The 23,549-nt window shown below is 66.9% G+C and carries 21 protein-coding genes; 12 read left to right on the forward strand and 9 right to left on the reverse strand.

Features of this window, described 5'->3' with window-relative positions; genetic code table 11:
* Window positions 1-64 precede the first annotated feature (64 nt).
* The gene (htpX, locus tag LL964_RS00350) at window positions 65-943 is read left to right on the forward strand and encodes a protease HtpX (RefSeq protein ID WP_104586923.1); all 879 of its coding nucleotides are present in this window, start codon (window positions 65-67) and stop codon (window positions 941-943) included.
* Window positions 944-1,027: 84 nt separating this feature from the next.
* Here the strand turns inward: htpX and LL964_RS00355 are convergent, their stop codons facing one another.
* The 3 genes from LL964_RS00355 to LL964_RS00365 form a co-directional block, all read right to left on the reverse strand.
* On the reverse strand, window positions 1,028-3,097 hold the full coding sequence (locus LL964_RS00355; RefSeq protein WP_104586924.1) for an EAL domain-containing protein: 2,070 nt from the start codon (window positions 3,095-3,097) through the stop codon (window positions 1,028-1,030).
* A 295-nt stretch (window positions 3,098-3,392) separates the two neighbouring features.
* The gene (locus LL964_RS00360; protein WP_104586925.1) at window positions 3,393-4,574 is read right to left on the reverse strand and encodes a BaiN/RdsA family NAD(P)/FAD-dependent oxidoreductase; all 1,182 of its coding nucleotides are present in this window, start codon (window positions 4,572-4,574) and stop codon (window positions 3,393-3,395) included.
* Complete coding sequence (locus tag LL964_RS00365) at window positions 4,571-5,119, reverse strand: YaeQ family protein (RefSeq protein ID WP_104586926.1); 549 nt, start codon at window positions 5,117-5,119, stop codon at window positions 4,571-4,573. The genes LL964_RS00360 and LL964_RS00365 overlap by 4 nt, the downstream gene beginning before the upstream one ends.
* A gap of 492 nt (window positions 5,120-5,611) precedes the next feature.
* On the opposite strand from LL964_RS00365, the gene LL964_RS00370 reads away from it, so the two are divergent.
* Both LL964_RS00370 and LL964_RS00375 read left to right on the forward strand, forming a co-directional pair.
* Complete coding sequence (locus LL964_RS00370; protein WP_006451993.1) at window positions 5,612-5,821, forward strand: cold-shock protein; 210 nt, start codon at window positions 5,612-5,614, stop codon at window positions 5,819-5,821.
* Window positions 5,822-6,172: 351 nt separating this feature from the next.
* Entirely contained in the window at window positions 6,173-6,871 is a 699-nt protein-coding gene (locus tag LL964_RS00375; RefSeq protein ID WP_104586927.1) for a glutathione S-transferase, read from the forward strand.
* Window positions 6,872-7,016: 145 nt separating this feature from the next.
* Here LL964_RS00375 and LL964_RS00380 read toward each other — a convergent pair whose 3' ends face one another.
* Window positions 7,017-7,892 (reverse strand): alpha/beta hydrolase, encoded by an 876-nt coding sequence (locus LL964_RS00380; protein ID WP_104586928.1) that lies wholly within the window; start codon window positions 7,890-7,892, stop codon window positions 7,017-7,019.
* 234 nt (window positions 7,893-8,126) lie between these two features.
* Here LL964_RS00380 and LL964_RS00385 point away from each other — a divergent pair, with 234 nt between their 5' ends.
* Both LL964_RS00385 and LL964_RS00390 read left to right on the forward strand, forming a co-directional pair.
* On the forward strand, window positions 8,127-9,683 hold the full coding sequence (locus LL964_RS00385) for a protein adenylyltransferase SelO (protein ID WP_104586929.1): 1,557 nt from the start codon (window positions 8,127-8,129) through the stop codon (window positions 9,681-9,683).
* 94 nt (window positions 9,684-9,777) lie between these two features.
* Entirely contained in the window at window positions 9,778-10,338 is a 561-nt protein-coding gene (locus LL964_RS00390; protein WP_104586930.1) for an adenine phosphoribosyltransferase, read from the forward strand.
* Between the two features lie 28 nt (window positions 10,339-10,366).
* On the opposite strand, the gene dbpA is transcribed toward LL964_RS00390, so the two are convergent.
* Entirely contained in the window at window positions 10,367-11,743 is a 1,377-nt protein-coding gene (gene dbpA, locus LL964_RS00395) for an ATP-dependent RNA helicase DbpA (RefSeq protein ID WP_104586931.1), read from the reverse strand.
* 103 nt (window positions 11,744-11,846) lie between these two features.
* On the opposite strand from dbpA, the gene LL964_RS00400 reads away from it, so the two are divergent.
* Window positions 11,847-13,739 (forward strand): ATP-binding cassette domain-containing protein, encoded by a 1,893-nt coding sequence (locus LL964_RS00400; protein WP_104586932.1) that lies wholly within the window; start codon window positions 11,847-11,849, stop codon window positions 13,737-13,739.
* 86 nt (window positions 13,740-13,825) lie between these two features.
* Here the strand turns inward: LL964_RS00400 and LL964_RS00405 are convergent, their stop codons facing one another.
* The gene (locus LL964_RS00405; protein WP_104586933.1) at window positions 13,826-14,251 is read right to left on the reverse strand and encodes a barstar family protein; all 426 of its coding nucleotides are present in this window, start codon (window positions 14,249-14,251) and stop codon (window positions 13,826-13,828) included.
* On the reverse strand, window positions 14,248-14,688 hold the full coding sequence (locus tag LL964_RS00410) for a guanyl-specific ribonuclease (RefSeq protein WP_104586934.1): 441 nt from the start codon (window positions 14,686-14,688) through the stop codon (window positions 14,248-14,250). The genes LL964_RS00405 and LL964_RS00410 overlap by 4 nt, the downstream gene beginning before the upstream one ends.
* A gap of 257 nt (window positions 14,689-14,945) precedes the next feature.
* On the opposite strand from LL964_RS00410, the gene LL964_RS00415 reads away from it, so the two are divergent.
* Window positions 14,946-15,557, forward strand: a complete 612-nt coding sequence (locus LL964_RS00415) for a superoxide dismutase (RefSeq protein ID WP_104586935.1) — start codon at window positions 14,946-14,948, stop codon at window positions 15,555-15,557.
* 393 nt (window positions 15,558-15,950) lie between these two features.
* Here the strand turns inward: LL964_RS00415 and LL964_RS00420 are convergent, their stop codons facing one another.
* Window positions 15,951-16,784: an inositol monophosphatase family protein gene (locus LL964_RS00420; RefSeq protein WP_104586936.1), complete on the reverse strand. Its 834-nt coding sequence runs from the start codon at window positions 16,782-16,784 to the stop codon at window positions 15,951-15,953.
* A gap of 117 nt (window positions 16,785-16,901) precedes the next feature.
* Here LL964_RS00420 and LL964_RS00425 point away from each other — a divergent pair, with 117 nt between their 5' ends.
* The 3 genes from LL964_RS00425 to LL964_RS00435 are packed head-to-tail and all read left to right on the forward strand — an operon-like array spanning window position 16,902 to window position 20,761.
* Complete coding sequence (locus LL964_RS00425) at window positions 16,902-17,666, forward strand: RNA methyltransferase (protein WP_104586937.1); 765 nt, start codon at window positions 16,902-16,904, stop codon at window positions 17,664-17,666.
* A 51-nt stretch (window positions 17,667-17,717) separates the two neighbouring features.
* Window positions 17,718-18,647: a phosphate/phosphite/phosphonate ABC transporter substrate-binding protein gene (locus LL964_RS00430; RefSeq protein WP_167395280.1), complete on the forward strand. Its 930-nt coding sequence runs from the start codon at window positions 17,718-17,720 to the stop codon at window positions 18,645-18,647.
* A complete protein-coding gene (locus LL964_RS00435) occupies window positions 18,644-20,761 on the forward strand; it encodes a putative bifunctional diguanylate cyclase/phosphodiesterase (RefSeq protein ID WP_104586939.1) in 2,118 nt (705 codons plus the stop codon). The genes LL964_RS00430 and LL964_RS00435 overlap by 4 nt, the downstream gene beginning before the upstream one ends.
* Window positions 20,762-21,007: 246 nt before the next feature.
* On the opposite strand, the gene epmB is transcribed toward LL964_RS00435, so the two are convergent.
* Window positions 21,008-22,036 (reverse strand): EF-P beta-lysylation protein EpmB, encoded by a 1,029-nt coding sequence (gene epmB / locus LL964_RS00440; RefSeq protein WP_104586940.1) that lies wholly within the window; start codon window positions 22,034-22,036, stop codon window positions 21,008-21,010.
* 100 nt (window positions 22,037-22,136) lie between these two features.
* On the opposite strand from epmB, the gene efp reads away from it, so the two are divergent.
* Window positions 22,137-22,703, forward strand: coding sequence for an elongation factor P (gene efp / locus LL964_RS00445; protein WP_104586941.1), 567 nt, complete (start codon window positions 22,137-22,139; stop codon window positions 22,701-22,703).
* A 3-nt stretch (window positions 22,704-22,706) separates the two neighbouring features.
* Window positions 22,707-23,540, forward strand: a complete 834-nt coding sequence (locus LL964_RS00450) for a PA3715 family protein (RefSeq protein ID WP_484606988.1) — start codon at window positions 22,707-22,709, stop codon at window positions 23,538-23,540.
* The last annotated feature ends 9 nt before the right edge of the window (window positions 23,541-23,549 follow it).

Raw genomic sequence — 23,549 nt, forward strand, 5'->3', positions numbered from 1 at the left:
TTCAAGCCGCGATGTCCGCAGATCGCCAGCAGTTCATCCTTAGCATCAGTGGAGCCCGCGCGCCATGTTCAACCGCATCTTCCTGTTCCTGCTGACCAACCTGGCGGTGTTGATACTCGCCGGTATCGTCATGTCGGTACTGGGCGTCAATTCCGCCCAGATGGGCGGGCTGCTGGTCATGGCCGCCATCTTCGGCTTCGGTGGCTCGTTCATTTCGTTGCTGATGTCCAAGTTCCTGGCCAAGCGCAGCACCGGTGCGCAGGTGATCACCGAGCCGCGCACGCCCACCGAGCGCTGGTTGCTGCAGACCGTGCGTCGGCAGGCCGAGGCTGCCGGTATCGGCATGCCGGAGGTGGCGGTCTACGAAGGCCCGGAGATCAACGCGTTCGCCACCGGCGCCAACCGCAACAACGCGCTGGTGGCGGTGTCTACCGGCCTGCTGCAGAACATGAGCCAGGATGAGGCCGAGGCCGTGCTGGGGCACGAGATCGCGCACGTGGCCAATGGCGACATGGTGACCATGGCGCTGCTGCAGGGCGTGCTCAACACCTTCGTGATCGTGCTGGCGCGGGTGGTGGGCGGCATCATCGACAGCGCCCTGGCCGGCAATCGCGAGGGCGGGCGTGGCTTTGCGTACTACGCCATCGTGTTCGTGCTGGAAATGGTGTTCGGGCTGTTCGCGACCATGATCGCGATGTGGTTTTCGCGTCGCCGCGAATTCCGTGCCGATGCCGGCGGCGCGCAGCTGGCCGGCCGCAGCAAGATGATCGCCGCGCTGGAGCGCCTGTCGCTCAACCACGGCCAGAGCACCTTGCCCTCGCAGGTGCAGGCCTTCGGCATTTCAGGCGGCGTGGGCGATGGGCTGCGTCGGCTGTTCCTGAGCCATCCGCCGTTGACAGAGCGCATCGCCGCGCTGCGTGCGGCAAACGGCACCGCGATGTAAGCGTCGGGCCGGCCGCAGGCAGATCGAGAACAAGAAACCCGCCTCGGCGGGTTTTTTGTGGCGCCACTTCCCGGTCGGGTACGCTCAGCCGAACTCGTAGTTCATCGCCGGGCCGGTGGGAGCGACGAAATCGCCCTGCACATAGTCCACCCCGGCACTGAAGAAGCTGCTCATCGATTGCGCATCGGCCACGAACTCGGCCACGGTGAGGATGCCGGCCGGCTGGGCGCGCGAGGTGATCTCGCGGATCTTCTCCTGGCTTTCGCGGGCGGAGGCGATCTCGCCGGTGATGCCGCGGTCCAGTTTCAGGAAGGCCGGCTGGAAATGCGCCAGCAGCTGGAACGAGTCCAGTCCCGAACCGAACTGCTCCAGCCCGACCTTGCAGCCCATCGCCGAGACCGCCGCGAGGAACTGCTGGGCGTTGCGCAGGTGGGTGAAGACTTTCGACTCCGGGGTCTGCAGCCACAGCCGTTCGCCCGGAACGCCGTAGACCGCCAGCTGTTCGCGAATGGTGTCGATCATCTGCGGGTCGGAGAACGAGTTCGGCCCGATACGCACCAGCAGGTGGGTCTTGTGGCCCGCACGCTGCCGCTCGCCGAGTTGGCGGATCGCCCGCGCCACGACCCAGCGGTCGATCTCGGTGACCAGGTCGTGCTCTTCGGCGATCGCCATGAACGCGTTCGGCGACATCATTTCGCCATTGCGTTCCAGTCGCAGGAAGGCTTGGTACAGCTCCAGCGGTTCGCCCTGCAGGTTGAGCACCGGCTGGTAATGCAACAGGAAGCCATCGCCGACCAGCGCTTCGCGCAGCTGTTCGACCCAGCGCGCGATACGCTCCTCCTCGGCCCGGTCCGAGGCGGCCGGGTCGTAGATGCTGGCCGCATTGCCGCCGAGTTCGGCAGTGGTACGCACCGCTTCGGTGCCCCGATTGAGCACCTGGCCGATGCTGGCGATCTTCTCGCCGATCTGTACCCCGCCGATGCTCACCGTGACCGTGGCCGAACGTGCGCCGATGCTGAAGACGTGCTGCGCGAACGCGTTGCGCACGGTTTCGGCCAGGGCATGGGTGCGCGCGTAGTTGCCGCTCAGCAACAGCGCGAAGCTGTGTTCGCCGAAGCGCGCGGCCACCACGCTCTCGTCCACCACGCCGGCCACGTGCGCGGCCATGGCCGCGATCAGGGCATCGGCCGAGTCCAGGCCGATTTCGGGCAGGATGCGCGCGTAATGATCCGGTTCGATCAGCAGGAAGCCGGACTGGCCCTCGCTGCGGCCGGCCTGGGCCACCGCCTGTTCCAGCGCCACCATGAAGGTGGGGCGGTTGAGCAGGCCGGTGACCTGGTCGCGCTGGCGCAGGTCTTCCACCTCGCGCGCCAGTTCCGGATCGAATTCCTCGCGACGCCGGAAGACCACCTGGATGCAGGGCTCGCCCTCGTAGGTGGCGGTGGCGAATTCCATCGTGGCCGGGAAGGTGTCGCCTTCCAGCCGGCGTGCATCCACCTTGTATTGCGCCGGCGGCGGCTCGCCCTTGGCCATCGCCTTGAGCAATTGTTTGAAGTCGTCCACGTACTGCGCGGCGATCATGTCCAGCAGCGACACGCCTTCGACGTCCTCGAACGATTCGAAGCCGAACATCTCCAGATACGCCTCGTTGGCGCGGATGTGCATGCCTTCGTGGACGTAGGCGATCGGGTCGCGCGAGGAGGCAATCAAGGCGTCGCAGCGGCGCTCGGTTTCGCGCATCTGCGCCTCGATGCGGCGTAGCCCGCGGCGCGCCTGCAGGTCGGCCCACTCCGAGCGCACCAGCGCCAGCAGATGCTCGGGGCGGTGGCGCAGCACGATGGCGCGGATGCCGTGCGCGGCGGCCTCGACCAAGGCGTTCTCTTCGATCTGTTCGGCCAGCAGGATGATCGGGATGTCCTTGCCGCTGCCGGCGATCTGCTGATGCAGGGCGCTCATCGGGATCTGCTGCGCCTGGCCGTGCAGTGCCAGGTCGATCTGGCCGGACAACATGCTGGCGAGCTCTTCCGGCGTCTGCGGACGCGAAGGCCGCACCGCGATGCCGCCATTGCGGAGCGCTGTCACGATCGCCTCGGCGCCCTCGACGCTGTCGTCGACGATCATCAGGCGGAGGGTGAGATCTTTGCCTTTTTGCATGCGAGGCTCCTGGAGACCGGCTTTAATACACGAACGGAGTCTGGTGCGTCCATGTGTGTGGATGGTGCCGCATGCAGTGTGAGACGTGGCGCAAGGATTGGCGTGTGTCACGTCGGCCGAAGTGCCTGCCACCGGCTCAGTGTCACATCGAAACAAGGCGCCCCATGTAGGCGCCGCGAAAGGCCGCGTGACACGCCTGTCGAGCGCGGCAGTGGGCATGCGATGCGCCCAACTGCAGCGGTGCCCCGGCTTGCCTTGCATCCTTGGCCGTCGCTCCTGCCGTGACCGGCTGCAGCTACGCCACGCTTCCGGCAGCATGGCCGGATGCCCATGCCCATTGAAAGTTGTAGCCACCCAACCAGCCGGTGACATCCAGCACCTCGCCGACGAAGTACAGCCCGGCGACCAGCCGCGATTCCAGCGTGGCGCTCGAGACCTGATGCGTATCGACGCCGCCCAGGGTCACTTCGGCGGTCCGGTAGCCTTCGGTGCCGCTGGCGACCAGCGCAAACCCGCCAAGCAGATCGGCGGCGGCCTGCAGTTGCGGCGGATCCAGCTGACGCACCGGCTTGTCCGGCAGCCACACCTCGCACAGGCGTTGCGCAAACCTGCGTGGCAGGGCATCGGCGAGCACGTTGCGCAGCTCGGTGGCGCCGCGCAGTTGCTTCTGCTCGCGCAGCCAGGCCGCCGCATCGTGGCCAGGCAACAGATCCAGGCGCAAATCGTCGCCCGGTTGCCAGTACGAGGAAATCTGCAGGATCGCCGGGCCACTCACGCCGCGATGGGTCAGCAGCATGAAGTTGCGGAAGCTGACCCCGTTGCAGCGCGCCTCCACCGGCAGCGCGAGCCCGGACAGGTCCTGCAGGCGTTGCTGGTGCTTGCCGCTGAGGGTGAGCGGTACCAGCCCGGCCCGCGTGGGCAGTACGGCGTGGCCGAACTGCTGGGCGAGCGCGTAGCCGAAGCCGCTGGCGCCCATGCTGGGAATGGACAGCCCGCCGGTGGCGACGATCAGCGATTGCGTCTGGATACGCCCGGCGCTGGTCTGCACGCTGAATCCATCGCTGTCGCGCTGGACCGACTGCAGCTCGCAGTGGGTGCGGATCTGCACCCCGGCCGCCTCGCACTCGTCCAGCAGCAGGCGCACGATCTGCTTGGAAGAGACGTCGCAGAACAGCTGGCCCAGTTCCTTCTCGTGATATGCGATGCCATGGCGTTCGACCATGTCCACGAAATCGGCCGGGCTGTAGCGCGCCAGGGCCGACTTGCAGAAGTGGGGATTGGCCGAAACGAAGTTGCCTGGCGCAGTCCCGGTATTGGTGAAGTTGCAGCGCCCGCCGCCGGACATCAGGATCTTCTTGCCGACCTTGTTGGCATGGTCGACCACCAGGACCTGGCGGCCGCGACGGCCGGCGGTGAAGGCGGCCATCAGGCCGGCAGCACCGGCACCGATGACCAGAACGTCGCAGCGCATGTTCATTCGGCAGGTGCTTGCCGCACCGTCGGTGTCAGGGTGACGCTGCCGTGGTCGGCCAGCATCTGCACTTCGCCGTCCTGGATGATCACGTCAAAGCGCATGCCGCGCTGGATCAAGGCGCCCAGCGCCTCGGTCGCCTGGGGATCCAGTTCGATCACGCGCAGGTTGCGGTGCCGCCCCATGGCGCTGGCGTGCTTCTTCCACCAGGTTTCGGTGGCCTGGCCGCCGTAGCCGATCACCACCACCTCGCGCGCACGATTGCAGGCCTTGCGGACCCGGCTCTCGTCCGGTTGGCCAAGATCGATCCACAGGTCCGGGTCGCCGGTGTAGTCGCGTCGCCACAGATCGGGCTCGTCGTCGTTGCTGAGGCCGCGACCGAACTCCAGGCGGTCGTCGGCGAACAGTGCGAAGGCCAGTAGCCGCACCATCAGGCGTTCGTCGGTCTCGGAAGGGTGCTGGGCCAGGGTCAACGAATGGTTGGCGTAGTAGCCACGATCCATGTCGCTGATCTGGAGTTCCGCTCTGCGGACGGTGGCGGTGAGGGCCATCAGGATGCCGATTACAAAGGGCGCCCATGATACGCACCTGTTCCAGTGGGCGTATGCGAGGGTGTTGGTTCCGCACCGGCACCTCAGGTCGGCGATGCTGCAGTGCGACGAAGGCTGGTCTGAGGTCCACCGCAGGAAGGAGCAGGGCGGTGTCCAGGCGCCGTTGCGATCGACCCGCCGATCGCCTCGAATCCGTGCGCCCGTTGGCAGTAAATGCCTATTCAGTCATCTTCCCGGCGAGGGGAGGCGCCCGACACGGTGTCGGATCCGGCCCGACTGCAAAAGAATTGTTTCGGGGTGTCGCTTTTTGCCGAAAACACGAGTACTGTGCACGCACTGTGTTTGCAAGGGTCACCGTGAATCGTGGCCTGGTGCAGCCGGATCGTTACAGATCTCGCTTCATCGTTCCGCTTTACCAACGCCTGCAACTCAGTCTCAGCTCCGGCTTTTCGGACGCTGCGATTTATCCATCTATAGTTCAGGAGTTTGTAAATGTCAGATCGTCAGAGCGGTACCGTGAAGTGGTTCAACGATGCCAAGGGCTTCGGCTTCATCACCCCGGAAAGCGGCCCGGACCTGTTCGTGCACTTCCGCGCCATCCAGGGCACCGGCTTCAAGTCGCTGCAGGAAGGCCAGAAGGTCACCTTCGTCGCCGTGCAGGGCCAGAAGGGCATGCAGGCTGACCAGGTGCAGGCGGTCTAATCCGTCTGCAACCGCAAGGTTGCCAAGAACGCCGGTCGCGCAAGCGCCCGGCGTTTTTTATTGCCGGTGCTGCCGTCGATTCCCCGCGACGACGGGCGGCCCGGATGCCTGATCGCCAGGCTCGATCGCGGTGGACACCGCGTTCTGCCCGGCGGTTGCACCCTCTCGACATCGTGGCGTGGGCCTCGGCTGCTTGCGCACCACCCGCATCCGATACCGGCCGCTGCTGGCAGCGTTCGTGGCCTGCATGGAGCATCGCATTTCCCTGGCAATGCGCTGGACGCGCCATCGTGTGCGCGGCGGCGACGCCGTGTTGGTTAGGATGGCGCTTTCCGCGCACGGCCCCCAGCGATGATCACTGTCCACCATCTCAATAACTCCCGTTCGCAGCGCGTGCTGTGGCTGCTCGAAGAGCTGGCCTTGCCGTACCAGATCGTCCGCCATGAGCGCGATCCCAAGACCATGCTCGCGCCCGCGGCGCTGCGCGCCATCCACCCGCTGGGCAAGTCGCCGGTGATCGTGGACGGCGAGCTGACCATCGCCGAATCGGGGGCGATCCTGGACTATCTGAGCGAGCGCTACGACACCGAATGCGCGCTGTCGCCGGCGGCGCGGCCGATCGACTCGCCCGAGCGCCAGAAGTTCCGCTACTGGATGCACTACGCCGAAGGCTCGGCCATGCCGCCGCTGCTGATGACGCTGGTGTTCGGCCGCATCCGCAGCGCGCCGATGCCGTTCTTTGCCAAGCCGATCGCGCGCGCGATCGTGGACAAGGCGATGTCCGGCTTCGTCGGTCCGCAGGTCAAGCTGCACCTGGACTGGATGGAACAGTCGTTGCAGACGCAGCAATGGTTCGCCGGCGATCGCTTCACCGCCGCCGACATCCAGATGAGCTTCCCGGTGCAGGCGGCCGCCGCACGTGGTGGTGGACTGGAACGCTACCCGAAGCTGCGCGCCTTCCTGAAGCGGATCGAGGCGCGCCCGGCCTACCAGGCGGCATTGAAGAAAGGTGGCCCCTACGAGCTGATGGGCGGCAAATCCGCCGAGTGACGGGGCAGCGCAAGCGCCGGTATCCGGTCGTGGGCCGCGTACGTGTGCGCCAGCACTGCTGCCGGCTGCTGCTGCGGGCCTGTGCAGCAGCCGGTGGCGACGGTGCACAAGGCGGCACCGTAAGAGCAGTCGCGGGTATCGGCGCTCAAGGTGCCTTGCAGGTGCGCAGGAAGTCCAGCGTGTCGCGCAGCACTGCGGAGCGCTGCGGCGGCTTGCGCAACGCCAGCACGATGCCCATGTGGCCCATGCCGGGATAGATCTTCAGCTCGGCGCTGCCGCCTTTCTGCCGTAGCGTCTTCTGCAGCGAGCTGCTGTTTTCCAGCTCCACCACGCGGTCGGCATCGCCATGCAGCAATAGCATCGGCGGTTCGTCGCCGCCGACATGCGCCACCGGCTGGGATTGCCGTTGAGCCGCTGGGGCGTCGCCGAAGATCTCGACCAACTCGGGATCGGTCATCGGCAGGAAGTCGTAAGGTCCTGCCAATCCCACCACGCCGCACAGTTGCCGGGGGGCGAGGTTCTGGGCATGCAGCCAGCGCGCGTCGGTCCCCAGCAGGGCGGCCAGGTGCGCGCCGGCCGAGTGGCCCATCACCGCCACCCGCGTTGGATCGCCGCCGTAGGCCCGAGCATGCCGATAACCCCAGGCCGTCGCGCCGGCGGCATCGGCCATGAAGCCGTGCAGGTCGACCTGGGGATACTTGCGGTAGTCGGCGACCAGCGTCACCACCCCCTGGCGCGCCAGGGCGCGTCCCACCCACCGATAGTTGGCGCGCGAGCCGCGCTTCCAGGTGCCGCCGTAGAAGAACACCACCACCGGCGCATCGACGGCACCCTGCGGCTGATAGACATCCAGCGCCAGGCCATGGGCGGCATCGAAGACCTGGTTGGGGTGTTCGATGATGCCTGCGCGGCTGGAGGCGGCGTTGATGCCGCCGAAGAACAGGCTGCTGCAGGCGGTCAGGCTCAGCGAGCCAAGCAGCACGATGGCGGGACGGATCCAACGAAGGGCGCGGGAGGACATGGGCGATGTGGTCTGCAAAGCGGGAGGGCGAGCGGTTGGCGACAGTCGGCGGATCGTGCGGGAACGGGCGTGAGGAGACCAAGGCATGTCCAGGTCCGCAGCGACCGAGCGAGGTCGTCCATTAGCAGCGATCGCTTGTCGCCGGCATGTGCAGGACGAGCCCGTCATGGTGCGCTGCGCGTGCCGGTCGCCTTCCAATGTCTCATTCACCCGCGTTGGCCTAGGCTTGTCCACATGACGCAACTGCATTTCGACAATCGCCTGCGCCGGGAACTGCCCGGCGACCCGGAGGAGGGGCCACGCCGGCGCGAGGTGGCCGCTGCCTGGTCGTCGGTGCTGCCGACGCCGGTCGCCGCCCCGCGCCTGATCGCGCACTCCACCGACATGGCCCGGGCCCTCGGGCTGGATGCGGCACAGATCGGCAGCGCGCAGTTTGCCGAGGTGTTCGGCGGCAATGCGCTGATGCCGGGCATGCAGCCGTGGGCGAGCAATTACGGGGGACACCAATTCGGACACTGGGCCGGGCAGCTGGGCGATGGCCGGGCGATTTCGCTGGGCGAGGCGATCGGCGTGGATGGCGGACGCTACGAATTGCAGCTCAAGGGCGCCGGCCCGACCCCGTATTCGCGCGGCGCCGATGGTCGTGCCGTGCTGCGCTCGTCGATCCGCGAATTCCTCTGCAGCGAAGCGATGCATCACCTGGGCGTACCGACCACGCGCGCGCTCAGCCTCGTGGTCAGCGGCGAAACGGTGGTGCGCGACATGTTCTACGACGGGCGGCCGCAGCACGAGCCGGGCGCGGTGGTCTGCCGGGTGGCGCCGTCGTTCGTGCGTTTCGGCAATTTCGAGCTGCCCAGTGCGCGTGGCGATATCGCCTTGCTGCGGCAGTGGGTGGAATTCACCATCGCGCGCGACTATCCCGAGCTGTCCGGCAGAGCGGAGCCGTTGTACGCGCAGTGGTTTGCGCAGGTGTGCGAGCGCACCGCCGTCATGGTGGCGCACTGGATGCGCGTCGGCTTTGTGCATGGGGTGATGAATACCGACAACATGTCGATCCTGGGTCTGACCATCGACTACGGCCCTTATGGCTGGGTCGACGACTACGACCCGGACTGGACGCCCAACACCACCGATGCGCAGGGGCGCCGTTATCGCTTCGGGACGCAACCGCAAGTGGCTTACTGGAATCTGGGGCGGCTTGCGCAGGCGCTGGCGCCGTTGTTCGCCGATGCGACGCCGTTGCAGCAGGGGCTGGACCGGTTTCGCGATACCTATCTGGACTGCGACCGCCGCGATACCGCCGCCAAGTTGGGGCTGGCCGAATGTCGGGACGAGGACCTTGCGCTGATCGACGCGCTACGCGCGCTGATGCGCGAATCCGAGATGGATATGACGTTGACCTTCCGCGGCTTGATCGACCTGTCGCCCGAGCATCCCGACCCCGCGCAGCTGCGCGATGCGTTCTACGACGAAGACAAGCGCCTGGCCGATGCGCCGCAATTGCAGCAATGGCTGCAGCGTTATGCCGCGCGCCTGCGCCAGGACACGCTGTCGCCGGAAGAGCGCCGGGAGCGCATGCGCCAGGCCAACCCGCGTTATGTGCTGCGGAACTACCTGGCACAGCAGGCCATCGAGCGAGCCGAGCAGGGCGACCCGTCCGGCGTGCAGGAGTTGCTGGAGGTCATGCGCCGGCCTTATGACGCGCAACCCGGCCGTGAGGCGTTCGCTGTGCGCCGCCCGGACTGGGCACGCGATCGCGCCGGGTGTTCGATGCTGTCCTGCAGTTCCTGACGCGCTCAGATGCCGCGACGCCGCGAAGTCGGCGCCGAGGCCGTGCGCAGCCTAGAATAGGCCATCCCCACACGGCCACGATGCCACGACCGCCATGACCGACTGCAGCCGCTGCGCCGGCACCCAGCCCTCCGGACCCAACCATTGGGCCGGCCGGATCCGAGACATCGTCGACTTTCCCAAGCCGGGCATCGTCTTCAAGGACATCACCCCGCTGTTGTCGGACGGGCCGGATTTCGCTTCGGCGCTGGACGAGATGGCGCAGCCCTGGCGTACCACGCCGCTGGACGGGGTACTGGGCATCGAGGCGCGCGGTTTCATTCTTGGCGCGGCCCTGGCGCGTGAACTGCGCACCGGCTTCGTGCCGGTACGCAAGCCAGGCAAGTTGCCTGGACGGACCTTGATCCAGGAATACGCGCTGGAATACGGCACCGACCGCATCGAGATGCACGAGGACGCACTGCCGCGCGGCGCGCGCGTGTTGATCGTCGACGACGTGCTGGCCACCGGCGGCACGCTGCGTGCCGCGCTGGGCCTGGCTGCGCAGCTGGAGCTGGAGGTCGTGGGCGCGGCGGTACTGGTGGAACTGAAGGTGCTGCAAGGCCGCGAGAAGTGGGCCAACGACGTGCCGTTGCTGGCGACGTTGTGCTACTGAGCCAGCAGCCTGCCGGCCACGGCGCCGTTCAGAGCTTGCTGACCCGAAACCGCCGGCCCTTGATCTTGCCTGCGTGCAAGTGCGCCAGCGCCTTAGCGACCTGGGCGCGCGCGATGGCGACGTAGGAGCGGGTAGGGTAGATGGCGATCTTGCCGATCGCTGCGCCCGACAGCCCGGCTTCGCCGGTGAGCGCGCCCAGGATGTCGCCGGCACGCAGTTTGTCGGTCTTTCCGCCGTCGATGCGCAAGGTGGTCATCGACGCCTGCGGCAACTGCGCCGGGCGTGCAGTGGCCAAAGGGGCGCGCGACCATTTCAGCGGCTGGCCTTGTTCGGCTTCCAGCGCCTGCGCACGCGCGGTTTCGCGTGGGGCGACCAGGCTCAGCGCCAGTCCATGCTTGCCGGCGCGCGCGGTGCGGCCGATGCGGTGGCGGTAGGTCTCGGTATCGGTCGGCAGCTCGTAATTGACTACCGCCGACAGGTCTTCCACGTCCAGTCCGCGCGCGGCCACGTCGCTGGCGACCAGCACGTTGCAGCTGCGGTTGACGAAGCGCACCAGCACTTCGTCGCGGTCGCGCTGCTCCATGTCGCCGTGCAGGGCCAGCGCGGAAAAGCCGAATTCCTGCAGCGAGCCGGCCACCTCGTCCACTTCCTTGCGGGTATTGCAGAACACCACGCTGGATTCGGGGTTGAAGCGCAGCAGCAGGCCGGCCACGGCCTTCTGGCGATAGCCGGGGTCCACCTCGAAGAACTGCTGGTCGATCTCCGGTGCGCTGTCGGCGCCTTCCACGGTGATCTCCACCGGTTCCTTCAGCAGTTCGCGCGCCAATACGCGAATCGCATCGGGAAAGGTGGCCGAGAACAACAGGCTCTGGCGGTGCTTGTCGCAGCGGCTGGCGATCTCGCGGATGGGTTCTTCGAAGCCCATGTCGAGCATGCGGTCGGCCTCGTCCAGCACCAGGGTGCGCACGCCGCCCAGATGCAGGGCGCGCTTGCGGGCCAGCTCCTGGATGCGGCCCGGCGTGCCCACGACGACCTGGGGGTCATGCGCTTCCAGCGAGGCCAGCTGCGGGCCCAGTGGCATGCCGCCGGTGAGCACCACCAGTTTCATGTTGGGGATGCCGGTCGCGAGCTTGCGCAATTGCTTGCCGACCTGATCGGCCAGTTCGCGCGTCGGGCACAGCACCAGCGCCTGCGCGCGGGTCAGCGCAGGATCCAGTTTCTGCAGCAGCCCCAATCCGAAGGCCGCGGTCTTGCCGCTGCCGGTCGGCGCCTGGGCGATGACGTCCAGCCCCTGCAGGATGGGCGGCAGGCTCTGCGCCTGGATGGGCGTGAGGACGGTGTAACCCAGGGCGTCGATGCCGGGGGCCAGTGCCGGCGACAGCGGCAGCGCGGAGAATTCGTTCATGGCGTAGTTTAGCCCGGGATTCGGGATTCGGGATTCGCAACTACAACGGCGCTCGCTCTGACCAATCCCGAATCCCCAATCCCCAATCCCGTACAATCGGCAGATGCCTTTAATCACACTGCAAAGCGTCGACTACAGCGTCGGCGGCCCGTTGTTGCTGGAAAAAACCGATCTCACGATCGAGCCGGGCGAGCGTATCGCTCTGATCGGCCGTAACGGCGCCGGCAAATCGACCTTGATGAAACTGATCGCCGGCGAGCTCAGGCCCGACGACGGCGAGGTGCGCGTGCAGCAGGGTGTACGCATCGCGCGGCTGGAGCAGGAGGTGCCGCAGGGCACCGGCGGCAGCGTGTTCGATGTGGTGGCCGATGGCCTGGGCGAGCTCGGTCACTGGCTGGCGGAGTTCCATCAGCTCAGCCATGCCGAGGTGTTCGACGCCGAGGCGTTCGGCAAGGTGCAGGCCAAGATCGATGCGGCCGACGGCTGGGCGCTGGATCAGCGTGTCAGCGAGACGCTGACCAAGCTGGAGCTCGACGGCGACGCGGAGTTCGCGCGGCTGTCCGGGGGCATGAAGCGGCGCGTGCTGCTGGCGCGTTCGCTGGTGTCTTCGCCGGACGTGTTGCTGTTGGACGAGCCCACCAACCATCTGGACATCGAGGCCATCGACTGGCTGGAAACCTTCCTGAAGGGTTGGAGCGGCAGCGTGCTGTTCGTCACCCACGACCGCCGCTTTCTGCGTGCGCTGGCCACGCGCATCGTCGAGATCGATCGCGGTCAGGTCACCAGCTGGCCCGGCGACTGGGCCAATTACGAGCGCCGCCGCGAGGAGCGGCTCAACGCGCAGGCGCAGGAGAATGCGCGCTTCGACAAGCTGCTGGCACAGGAAGAGGTGTGGATCCGGCAGGGCATCAAGGCGCGGCGCACCCGCGACGAAGGCCGCGTGCGGCGCCTGGAGGCGATGCGCAACGAGCGCGTGCAGCGGCGCGAGCTCACCGGCAATGTGCGCATGGAAGTCTCGCAGGGCGAGTCCTCCGGCAAGAAGGTGATCGAAGCCAAGGCGGTTGGTTTCGCATTTGGCGCGCGCACGATGGTCAAGGACTTTTCCACCATCATCCAGCGCGGCGACCGCATCGGCCTGATCGGCCCCAACGGCAGTGGCAAGACCACCCTGCTCAAGCTGCTGCTGGGCGATCTGCAGCCGCAACAGGGCGAGATCCGCATCGGCACCAATCTGCAGATCGCCTACTTCGATCAGTACCGCTCGACCCTGCGCGAGGACTGGAGCGCGATCGAGAACGTGGCCGAAGGTCGCGATTTTCTGGAGATCAACGGCAAGCGCAAGCATGTGCATGCCTATCTGCAGGATTTCCTGTTCACGCCCGAGCGCGCACGCGCGCCGATCACGCGGCTGTCCGGCGGCGAGCGCAATCGCCTGCTGCTGGCGCGCCTGTTCGCGCAGCCGTCCAACCTGCTGGTGATGGACGAACCGACCAACGATCTGGACGTGGAAACGCTGGAGCTGCTGGAAGAACTGCTGGGTGAATACAGCGGTACCTTGCTGCTGGTCAGCCACGACCGCGACTTCCTCGACAACGTGGTGACCTCCACGCTGGTGATGGAGGGCGATGGCCTGATTGGCGATTACGTCGGTGGCTACAGCGATTCCCTGCGCCAGCGGCGCAGCCCGGCGACCAGCGCGATGGCGGTGGCCAAGGCTTCGGCCACTGCCGCGGCCACCACGCCCGTGGCCGCTGCGGCGCCGGTCGACACTGCGGCCAAGCGCAAACTCAGTTACAAGGATGCGCGTGAGCTCGAGCAGTTGCCGGCGTTGATCGAGAGCTTGGAACAGCAGGTGGCGGCGCTGACCGAGGCGATGAACGACCCAGGCTTCTACCAGCGCGATACAGGGGCCATGGCCGCACATACCGCCGCATTGAGCGACGCGCAAGCACAGCTGGATGCGGCCTACGCGCGCTGGGGCGAGCTGGATAGCTGATGGATTGATTGGCAAGCCGGTGTGCAGATGCACCGGCCCGCATGCCAATGACGCCTGAGTGGCGTGCATCGCGCGCGCCGGATCGCTTACGCGCAGGCGCTGGCTGGCGCCACGAAGGCCGCAAATGTCTGCCCGCGCGTCGCCCAGGTGGTGGCGGCTTCGTCCAGGATGTCGAGCAAGCTGTCGCGGTCGCCCGGTGCGGACTGTGCCAGCGCATCGGCCCCATCGATCAACAGCGCATACCCGCGCGGCGCGGGCAGCCAGGACAGGTCGCGCAGACCGTCGCTGAGCGCGTCCCAGTTGCGGCCGAATCCCGCAGGAAAGTCCAGTTGGGTGGCCAGGCGCATCAGCAGCATGCGCTTGTCGCTGCAACCGGCCAGATCCACGCGCAGGATGCGCAGGCCGGCATCGCGTGACAATGCCGCCATGGTATCCAGATCGCCGGTCTCGGCCTGGTACACGCCCGATTGCTGCGGGTCGGACAGATCCAGCGCGAAATCGCCCGCGCTCATGGCGCCTGCTCCGGTCTCGGGCCCTGGAAGGGCTTGAAGCTCTGGTAATGATCGTCGCTGTAGTACCACGTCTGTGGCGGGGCGCCGCCGGTGACGATGCGGCGTGCACCGCGGTCGGCGCTGCCGGGCGTGTCCACGGTGTACTCGCGGTAATAGCCGCGCGGGCGTTCGGGCAGGCGATGTTCGCGATTGCCGAACACGCTGCCATCCTGCGGGTAAGGGAACGGCCCGCCGCGCTGGATCAGGACGATGGTGGCCATCGCCTCGATCGGCAGGAAGTCGGGCAGCGTGGGGACCTGGCGCGAGGGAACGGGAGCGGCGGCGGGAGCGCTGAGTTGCGGGGCGAACTGCGGCTTGGGCGTCTGCAACGCACGCATGCCCCACAGGCCGGCGACGAGCACGGCGATGGCGACGATCAGTAAAGCGGGCTTGCGCATGCAGGCGATCCGTGGACGAAGAGGTGGCAGCAGCATGAGTATGCCGATGCGCGACTGTGTCGTTTTTGAATGCTCGGCCAGGTCGGTGTGGTTCACACGCAGGTAACCGGGGCATGGTGCAAGGTGCGTGGCAGAAGACGGCCGCATGCGGTGGGACGAAGTTTCCCTTCCGACACCCTTGGTAAGCGTTGCTGCCGTCCTTACCATCTACCCCGCAACGCCCGGTCTTCGCCGGGCGGCAAGTCCAGGAGACACGCATGGCTTACACCCTTCCGCAGCTGCCCTACGCTTACGACGCGCTGGAACCCAACATCGATGCGCAGACGATGGAAATCCATCACACCAAGCATCACCAGACCTACATCAACAACGTCAATGCCGCGCTGGAAGGGACCGAGTACGCGGATCTGCCGATCGATGAGTTGGTGTCCAAGCTGAAGAGCCTGCCGGAAAACCTGCAGGGCCCGGTGCGCAACAACGGTGGCGGCCACGCCAACCATTCGCTGTTCTGGACCGTGCTGTCGCCCAACGGTGGCGGCGAGCCCAAGGGCGAGGTCGCCAAGGCGATCGACAAGGATCTCGGTGGGTTCGAGAAGTTCAAGGAAGCCTTCACCAAGGCCGCCGTCAGCCGCTTTGGCTCGGGTTGGGCGTGGTTGAGCGTGACCCCGGACAAGAAGCTGGTGGTGGAAAGCACCGCCAACCAGGACAGCCCGCTGTTCGAGGGCAACACCCCGATCCTGGGCCTGGACGTGTGGGAACACGCGTATTACCTGAAGTATCAGAACCGTCGCCCGGAATACATCGGCGCGTTCTACAACGCGGTCAACTGGGACGAAGTCGAGCGCCGCTATCACGCTGCCATCGCGTGAATCGTGCGGTGACGCGGTAATGCCGGAAGGCCGGGAGAGATCCCGGCCTTCTGCTTGATGGTGGTCAGGTTTCTGTCCAGGCGCGCCCTGTGCAGCAGATTCCTGGTGATACTCCATCGTGGGCCAGCACGCTACTGTGGAGTGTTGCCGCAGACTCAGTCGATGCCAGGGCAGGGCGCTGCGCCAGTCCTGGCATGATGGATATCCATGATTCGGAGTCGCGCACCTGCAGGCGGGAGGCTTGGCCGATGGTGCCTGGTCGCGCAAGCATGCTGTTGCAGGTACGTCGCCGCAGGTCTAGCCAACGCAAAAGGCCGGAGCGATTCCGGCCTTTTGTATGCCTGTTCCTGTCGCAGCGACACGCGCCGCGGACCTTGCCGTCGGTCGTAGGAATCAGAATTTGGCGTCGAATTCGCGCGCGTAGCCGGTGTTGACGATGACCTTTTGCAACGCGTCGCTGATCTTGATGTTACCAGCCACGATCTGCTGGGTTTCGGGCCCCAGGTTGTCCATGCGCGGCGAGGTGGCGCCCTTGTAATCACACACCCGGCCGCCGGCTTCGCGTACCAGCAGCACGCCGGCAGCGATATCCCATGCTTTGACGCCGGCTTCGAAGTAGGCATCGGCGCGGCCGCAGGCCACGTAGGCCAGGTCCAGTGCCGCCGAGCCGGTGCGGCGCACGTCCTCGGCCTGCACCAGCAGCGCGTCCACGCACTTGAGCTGGGCGCTGGCGCGCGCGCGTTCGCGCGGCGGGAAGCCGGTGTGGATCATCGCACCTTCCAGATCCTTGCGTTCGGCGATGCGGATGCGGCGGTCGTTGAGTACCGCACCGGCACCGCGGCTGGCGGTGAACAGTTCGTTGCGCAGCGGGTCGAAGATCACCGCGTCGGTGGGCTCGCCGTTTTCCACCAGCGCGATCGAAACGCAATAGTGCGGGAAGCCACGCAGATAGTTGCTGGTGCCGTCGAGCGGATCGATGACCCAGGTATAACGGCCGCTCTTGCCACCCTGCACGCCGCCTTCTTCGCCGAACACCGCGTACTCCGGGTAGCCGCGCTTGAGTTCCTTGACGATGACCTTCTCGGCATCGGCATCGACTTCGCTGGCGTAATCCATCCGCCCTTTCTGCACTACGTTGAGTGCATCGAGTTTGTTGATGCCGCGCAACAGCACATTGCCGGCGAGGCGGGCGGCTTTGACCATGACGGTGACGGCGGGTTTCTGCATGGTGAAAGCTCCCGTGAAGGCAGAAGTGGGCAATGACGAAGGTAAAAGAGCGGTCCGGCGCGAAATCCGGCCGCGCAGTTTACCATCTACGGCCGTATCGCTCCCCGATCTCCGTTCATGTCCGTCACTCAGCGCATCCGTTTCGTCCTTGTCGGCACCCAGCATCCAGGCAACATCGGCGCCGCCGCGCGTGCGATGAAGACCATGGGCGTCTCGCGTCTGGTGCTGGTGGCCCCGGAGCGCGCACTCGACGACGACGCCTACCGGCGCTCGGCTGGCGCCGAGGATGTGCTGGGCGATGCGCCAGTGTTCGACACGCTGGCCGAGGCGGTCGCCGATTGCACGCTGGTGATCGGCTGCACGGCGCGTGCGCGCCGGGTGGCCTTGGAGGAACTGCTGCCGGACCAGGGTGCGCAGCGTGCGCTGGCCAAGGCCGGCGAGCCGGCCGAGGTGGCGTTCGTGTTCGGCCGCGAACGTACCGGCCTGACCAACGACGAGTTGCAGCTCTGCCACGCGGCGGTGCACATCCCCTCCGACCCGCAGTTCAGTTCGCTCAATCTGGCCGCGGCGGTACAGGTGCTGGCCTACGAGGTGCGGCTGGCGCAGCTGGCGGCAGGGGAGGCCGAACCAGCTCCGGCAGCGGGCACCGGTTTGCGCGACGGCCCGGCCAGCCACGCGCAGCTGGAGGGCATGTTCGGTCAGCTCGGCGAGACGCTGGAGGAGATCGATTTCCACAAGGGGCGTGCCCCGGACTCGGCGATGCGCAAGCTGCGGCGGCTGCTGCTGCGCGCGGAGATGACCGAGCAGGAAGTGCGCCTGATTCGCGGCATCCTGTCCGATGCGCAACGCATGGCGATGCTGGCCAAGCGCGCCGGAAGCTGACGTCTGTCACATCTTGCGAGATTCGGCTAGGCTGTCTGCAGCTCTAGGGGAGTGTCCGTTTTGCGCGGTCTACGATGGTGTCTGATTGCCTGCTGGCTGATCGCCGGGGCGGGCTTGGCCGCGACGGCTGCGGCAGCGCCGTCCTCGGTCCTGGTGCTGGGGCGGATCAGCGACGATCCGGCCACCCAGTACCATCAGCTCAAGCCGCTGCTCGATTACGTGGTACCGCGCATGCGTGAAGTGGGCGTTCGCCGTGGCGAGATCCTGATGGCGCCCGATGCACGGCAGATGGCCAGCTACCTGCGCCGTGGCCGGGTCGACTGGGTCAGCGAGACCGCCGGCGCGGCGATGCTGCTGGAGCAACGCGGCAGCGCGCATCCGCTACTGATGACCGAGCGTGGTGGTGTGCGCGAGTTCCATTCGGTGTTCTTCGTGCGCCGCGACAGCCCGATCCAATCGCTGGCGCAACTGCGCGGGCATAGCCTGGCGTTGCAGAGCGCCAGTTCCACCAGCGGTTACCTGCTGCCGATGCTGGAGCTGATCCACCACGGCATGGCCTGTGACCTGCTGCTCTCGCCGGACGATGCCCAGGCGCCCGGTTCGGTGGGATACCTGATGGTGGGGTCGAAATTGAACGTCGCGGCGCTGGTGCACGAGCGCCTGGTCGATATGGGCGTCCTCAGCGATCTGGATTGGAACGACGAACGCCATCTGCCGCCGGTGTTCAAACGCGATTTCCGCATCGTGCACCGTACCGCGCCGGTACCGCGCGCAGTGGAGATGGTGCGGACCGGGCTGGATCCAGCGGTGGAGCGCCGGTTGCGTGCGGTGCTGCTGCAGGCCGCCTCCGACCCGAAGGCCGGCCCTGCATTGAAGCGTTTCTTCGGCACCACCGCGTTCCATCCGCTGGATGGCGCCAGCCGTAAACGTCTGGACGAACTGAGTGCCGGCGTGCGGCGCGTGAGGGATCAGGTGGAATGACTCAGGTGCGCTTCGGGCTGCAGGCTCGCTTCCTGTTGGTGATGGCGCTGACCTTGCTGCTGGTCGCTGCGATCCTGGCCTCGCTGCTGCAGCGCCAGAGCGCGATGCAGCGCGAGGTCCGCGGATTGAGCGCGCAGATCCTGCATGAGCTGTTCGATCGTAGCCTGCGTACCCGCGGCGAGACGCTGGCCACCGAGCTGGCCTCGGGCCTGGCCAATCCGCTGTACTACTCCGATCTGGCCGCGGTGGGGGCGCTGGTGCGCAATGCCTCCCGGCAGCAGGTGGTGAGCTATGTGCTGGTGTTCGACAGGCGTGGCCGTCTGGTGCACGACGGTACGCCCAACCTGCACGGCTACGGCCAGCGCATGGACGATCCGCTGGCAGCCAAGGCCATCGCGGCCAGGGCGATGCTGCTGCAGTCTTCGCCGGAGGTGCTGGATGTGACGGTGCCGATCAGGATCGGCGACCAGCGTATCGGCGGCGTGCGGGTAGGCATGTCGCGCGAGCGGGTGCGCAAGATCGAGTCCAGTGCCAACCTGACGCTGGTCGAGAATCTCAACGCGATCGGCAAGCGCGATCTGGGCTGGCTGCTGGTGCTGCTGGCTGCGCTGATCGCGCTCGGCGTGCTGTTGGCCATCTACGTGCAGCGCACGCTGGTGGCACCGATACGCGTGCTGGCCTCTGCTGCGCGGCAGATCGAGCGCGGCGACTATGCCGTGCAGTTGCCGCCTCACCCGCGCAACGACGAGATCGGCGAGCTGATCTCTGCGTTCGGGCGCATGAGCGAGAGCATCGCCCGCCACGACCGCGAGGTGCGCCACATGGCGTACACCGATGCGTTGACCGGGCTGACCAACCGGCTGGGATTTCGCGAGGGACTGGAATACCGGCTCGACACCGCGCGCGGCACCGGCAGCAAGCTGGCCTTGCTGTTCGCCGATATCGACGATTTCAAGCGCGTCAACGACACCCTCGGCCATGAGGCCGGCGACGAGGCCTTGCTGCAATTCGCCAGCCGCATCGGTCGCGCGGTTTCCGCGCTCGGCGGCGAGGACGCGATCCTGGCGCGCTTCGGTGGCGACGAGTTCGTGATCCTGCTGCAGAGCGGCGATGTCGGCCTGCTGGCTGCGCAACTGGCCGACCGGCTGGTACACGAGCTGAGTCGTCCGCTGAATGTGCAGGGCCGCGAAGTGTTCCTGGGGACATCGATCGGCATCACCCTGTTCCCCGACGACGCCAACGATGCCACCGCACTGCTGAAAAATGGCGATATCGCCATGTACCAGGCCAAGGTCGCCGGCAAGAATTGCCACCGTTTCTACAGCCGTGCCGCCGATCACGCGGCGGAGCGGCGCGTGCACATGGAGCACGAACTGCGTGGGGCCTGGGAGCGCGACGAGCTGCGGCTGGTGTATCAGCCGATCTACCGCACCAGCGACCGCGTGCTGGTGGGCGTGGAGGTACTGCTGCGCTGGCAGCATCCGGCGCTGGGGACCATCGCGCCGTCCACCTTCATCGATATCGCCGAGCAGAGCGGGCTGATCGAAGTGATCGGGCCGAAGGTGCTGCGTGCGGCCTGCCTGGAAGCGGCGCAATGGCCGAGCGTGGGCGAGGGGCTGTTCATCTCGGTCAATGTGTCGCCGCGCCAGCTGCGCAGCGGGGCATTGATCGACAGCGTGGCCGAGTGCCTGGCCGAATCCGGACTGCCGGCGGCGCGGCTGCACCTGGAACTGACCGAGACGGCGGTGATCGGCGACGAGATGATGGCCGCCAGCCTGCTCGATCAGCTCCATCGCACCGGCGTGAAGGTGTGGCTGGACGACTTCGGCACCGGATTCTCCGGCCTGAGCCACCTGCGCCAGGTGCCGGTGGACGGGGTCAAGATCGACAAGAGCTTCGTCGCCGACCTGCAGCGCGATCCCGACGATCTGGCGTTGACCACCGCCATCATCAATATGGCCCATTCGCTGGGAATCACGGTGGTGGCAGAGGGGATCGAACAGGAAGCGCAGTTCAACCTGTTGCGCGAGCGCGGCTGCGACCTGGGGCAGGGCTACTGGTTCAGCCGCCCGCTCACCCCGGCCGACCTGATCAAGCTGATCGCAGCGGGATAAGCAGCGCAGGAGCGCCCCAGAGCGAGATGGGTCTTCCCGGGAAAGCTTCGTCACGCCCAGGCGCGCGCATACCTGGAGGTCTGGCAGGCCGGCGGGCGAGCGCAACGGGTGTTCGCCGGGACTGCCAGGCTGCTGAGTCCGCGCGCAGCATCCGTAGAGGCGCCCCGGGGGGCGCGATGGGGCGTTACCGGTGAAGCCTGTCGCGCCCGGCTGTGCTCCTGTGACGCGCCGCGTCGGGTTCGCTGGCTACAGCGGACGCTTGCCGGTGTCGCCGGGGATCTCGCGTACCAGCCGCGGTACCAGGTAGCCGGACAGGCGCGTGGCCAGTTCCGCGTGCAGCGCAAGGGCGCGGGCATCGTCCACTTCGAAATGCGCCACCCCGGCCACGCGATCGAGCTGGTGCAGGTAATACGGCAACACCCCGGCAGCGAAGCTGCGTTCGCTCAGCGCGGCCAGTGCGTCCACGCTGTCGTTGACGCCGCGCAACAGCACGGCCTGGTTGAGCAACTGCGCGCCGGCATCGCGCAGCGCCTGCAGCGCTGCATCCACGTCGGCGTCGAATTCGTTGGCGTGGTTGGCGTGGATCACCAACGCCACCGGCCATGGCAGGCTGCGCAGCCAGGCCAGCAGCGGTGCGTCCACGCGCGCCGGCAGCACCACCGGCAGGCGGGTGTGGATGCGCAACCGCTTCAGGTGCGGAATGCGGCCCAGGGCATCGGTGAGCTCGACCAGCTTGGGGGTGGCCAGCGACAGCGGGTCGCCGCCGGACAGCAGCACCTCGTCGATGCTCGGATCGGCGGCGATCGCCGCCACGGCCTGGCGCCAGCCGTCGCGGGCGGCGGTTTCTTCCGCATACGGAAAATGGCGGCGGAAGCAATAGCGGCAATGCACCGCGCAGCTGCCGGTGGCGATCAGCAAGGCGCGGCCACGGTACTTCTGGATCACGCCGGAGGCGGTCCTGGCGGCCGCATCGCCCACCGCATCCAGGCCATAGCCCGGTACCGGCTGCATTTCGGCATCCAGCGGCAGCACCTGGCGCAGCAGCGGATCGTCGAGCTCGCCATGGCGCATCCGCGCCACAAATGCATGCGGCACCCGCAGGGGGAACTGCATTGCGGCCTGCTCGCTGATGCCGGCGGCCTGCGCATCCAGCCCGAGCATCTCGAGCAGGGCACGCGGATCGCGTACGGCATCGCGCCACTGCTGCTGCCAGCGCGACGGCGGCAGTGCGGCGGGCGGTGACGGCTGTAAGGCGAGGGGGGCTGCGGTTATCATATGCGGTCACAAAACAATGCCCGCCGGTTGCGGCGGGCGCCCCATTCTAATCCGACCCGCCCTCCTGTGGCGGATCGTGGTCTTATCGAGGAGCTGCACCATGGCCACTGTTGGCATGAACGACGTCAAGAACGGCATGAAGATCCTGGTCAACAACGAGCCGGCGGTCATCACCGAGACCGAATACGTCAAGCCGGGCAAGGGCCAGGCCTTCACCCGCATGAAGTACCGCTTCATCAAGTCCGGCCGCGTGGTGGAAATGACCATGAAGGCCACCGACGACGTGGAGCTGGCCGACGTGGTCGATACCGACATGCGTTATCTGTACAGCGATGGCGAGTACTGGCACTTCATGGATCCGGAATCCTTCGAGCAGGTGCAGGCCGACAAGGCCGGCATGGGCGGCGCGGACAAGTGGCTCAAGGGCGAGGAAGACTGCATCGTGACGCTGTGGAACGGCGCGCCGATCTGGGTCCAGCCGCCGAACTTCGTCGAACTGAAAATCACCGAGACCGACCCGGGCGTGCGTGGCGATACTTCCGGCGGCGGCGGCAAGCCGGCTACGCTGGAGACCGGTGCGGTCGTGCGCGTGCCGTTGTTCGTCAACCAGGACGAAATCATCAAGGTCGATACCCGCTCGGGCGAATACTCCGCGCGCGTCAAGTAAGACATGCGACCGGGACACTGGCTGCAGCGAGCGCGACGCGGTGCCGGTGTTCCGTTGATGCTGGGCGGCCTGCTGGGCGGCGCACTGCCGGCCGGTTCGGCCGCCGCACGACCGGCCGGCGCATCCTGCGATGCAGGCAGTATCGCAGCGGTTGCGGCGGCCGACGTGTTCGCGGGCGCCGTGCAGACCGTGGCGGCGCAGACCTGCAAGACATGGCCCTCCGATACCACCAAGCGCCTGGCTGCCATCGCCTTCGTCACCGGTGCCGGCGAACCGGGCGAGCGCTCCCTGCAATTGCGGGTGGCCATGCTGGAGGCCGACAGCGGCAGGGTGCTGGCCGGTTACGCGCAGGAGCTGGGCGAGGACGCCGCGCTCGAGCTGGACGCCGACAGCCTGCGCCTGGATACCGCCCGTTACGATCTGGCGCCGGGCACACGTGCGATCGGCGTGGTCGTGCGCAGCGTCGCACGAGGACCCAGCTGCCCGGATTTCCGCAGCAACGATGCGCTGACTCTGCTGGTGCGCGAGGGCCGCACGCTGCGTCCGGTGCTGCAACGCGATCTCACGCTCTGGCAGCGCGTGCAGGGTGAGCCCTGCAGCTGGGGGCGGGGGCGGGTGATCAGCGAGCGCGCGTCGATGCATCTGGCCATGGCCGGGCAGGTGCATGCCGGCTATGCGGACATCGTGTTGACCGCCACTATCGTCACGTCCGACGTGGCGCCAGGTGGCGACACTGTCACCGAACGCGCCCGGCGCGCGCGCCAGCTGCTGCGCTATGACGGCAAGCGCTATGTCGCCGCGACCGACGCCGCCAACGGCTGGCCGTTCGGCAACTAACCTTCTATG

Source organism: Xanthomonas melonis, assembly GCF_020783655.1.
Classification (GTDB): domain Bacteria; phylum Pseudomonadota; class Gammaproteobacteria; order Xanthomonadales; family Xanthomonadaceae; genus Xanthomonas; species Xanthomonas melonis.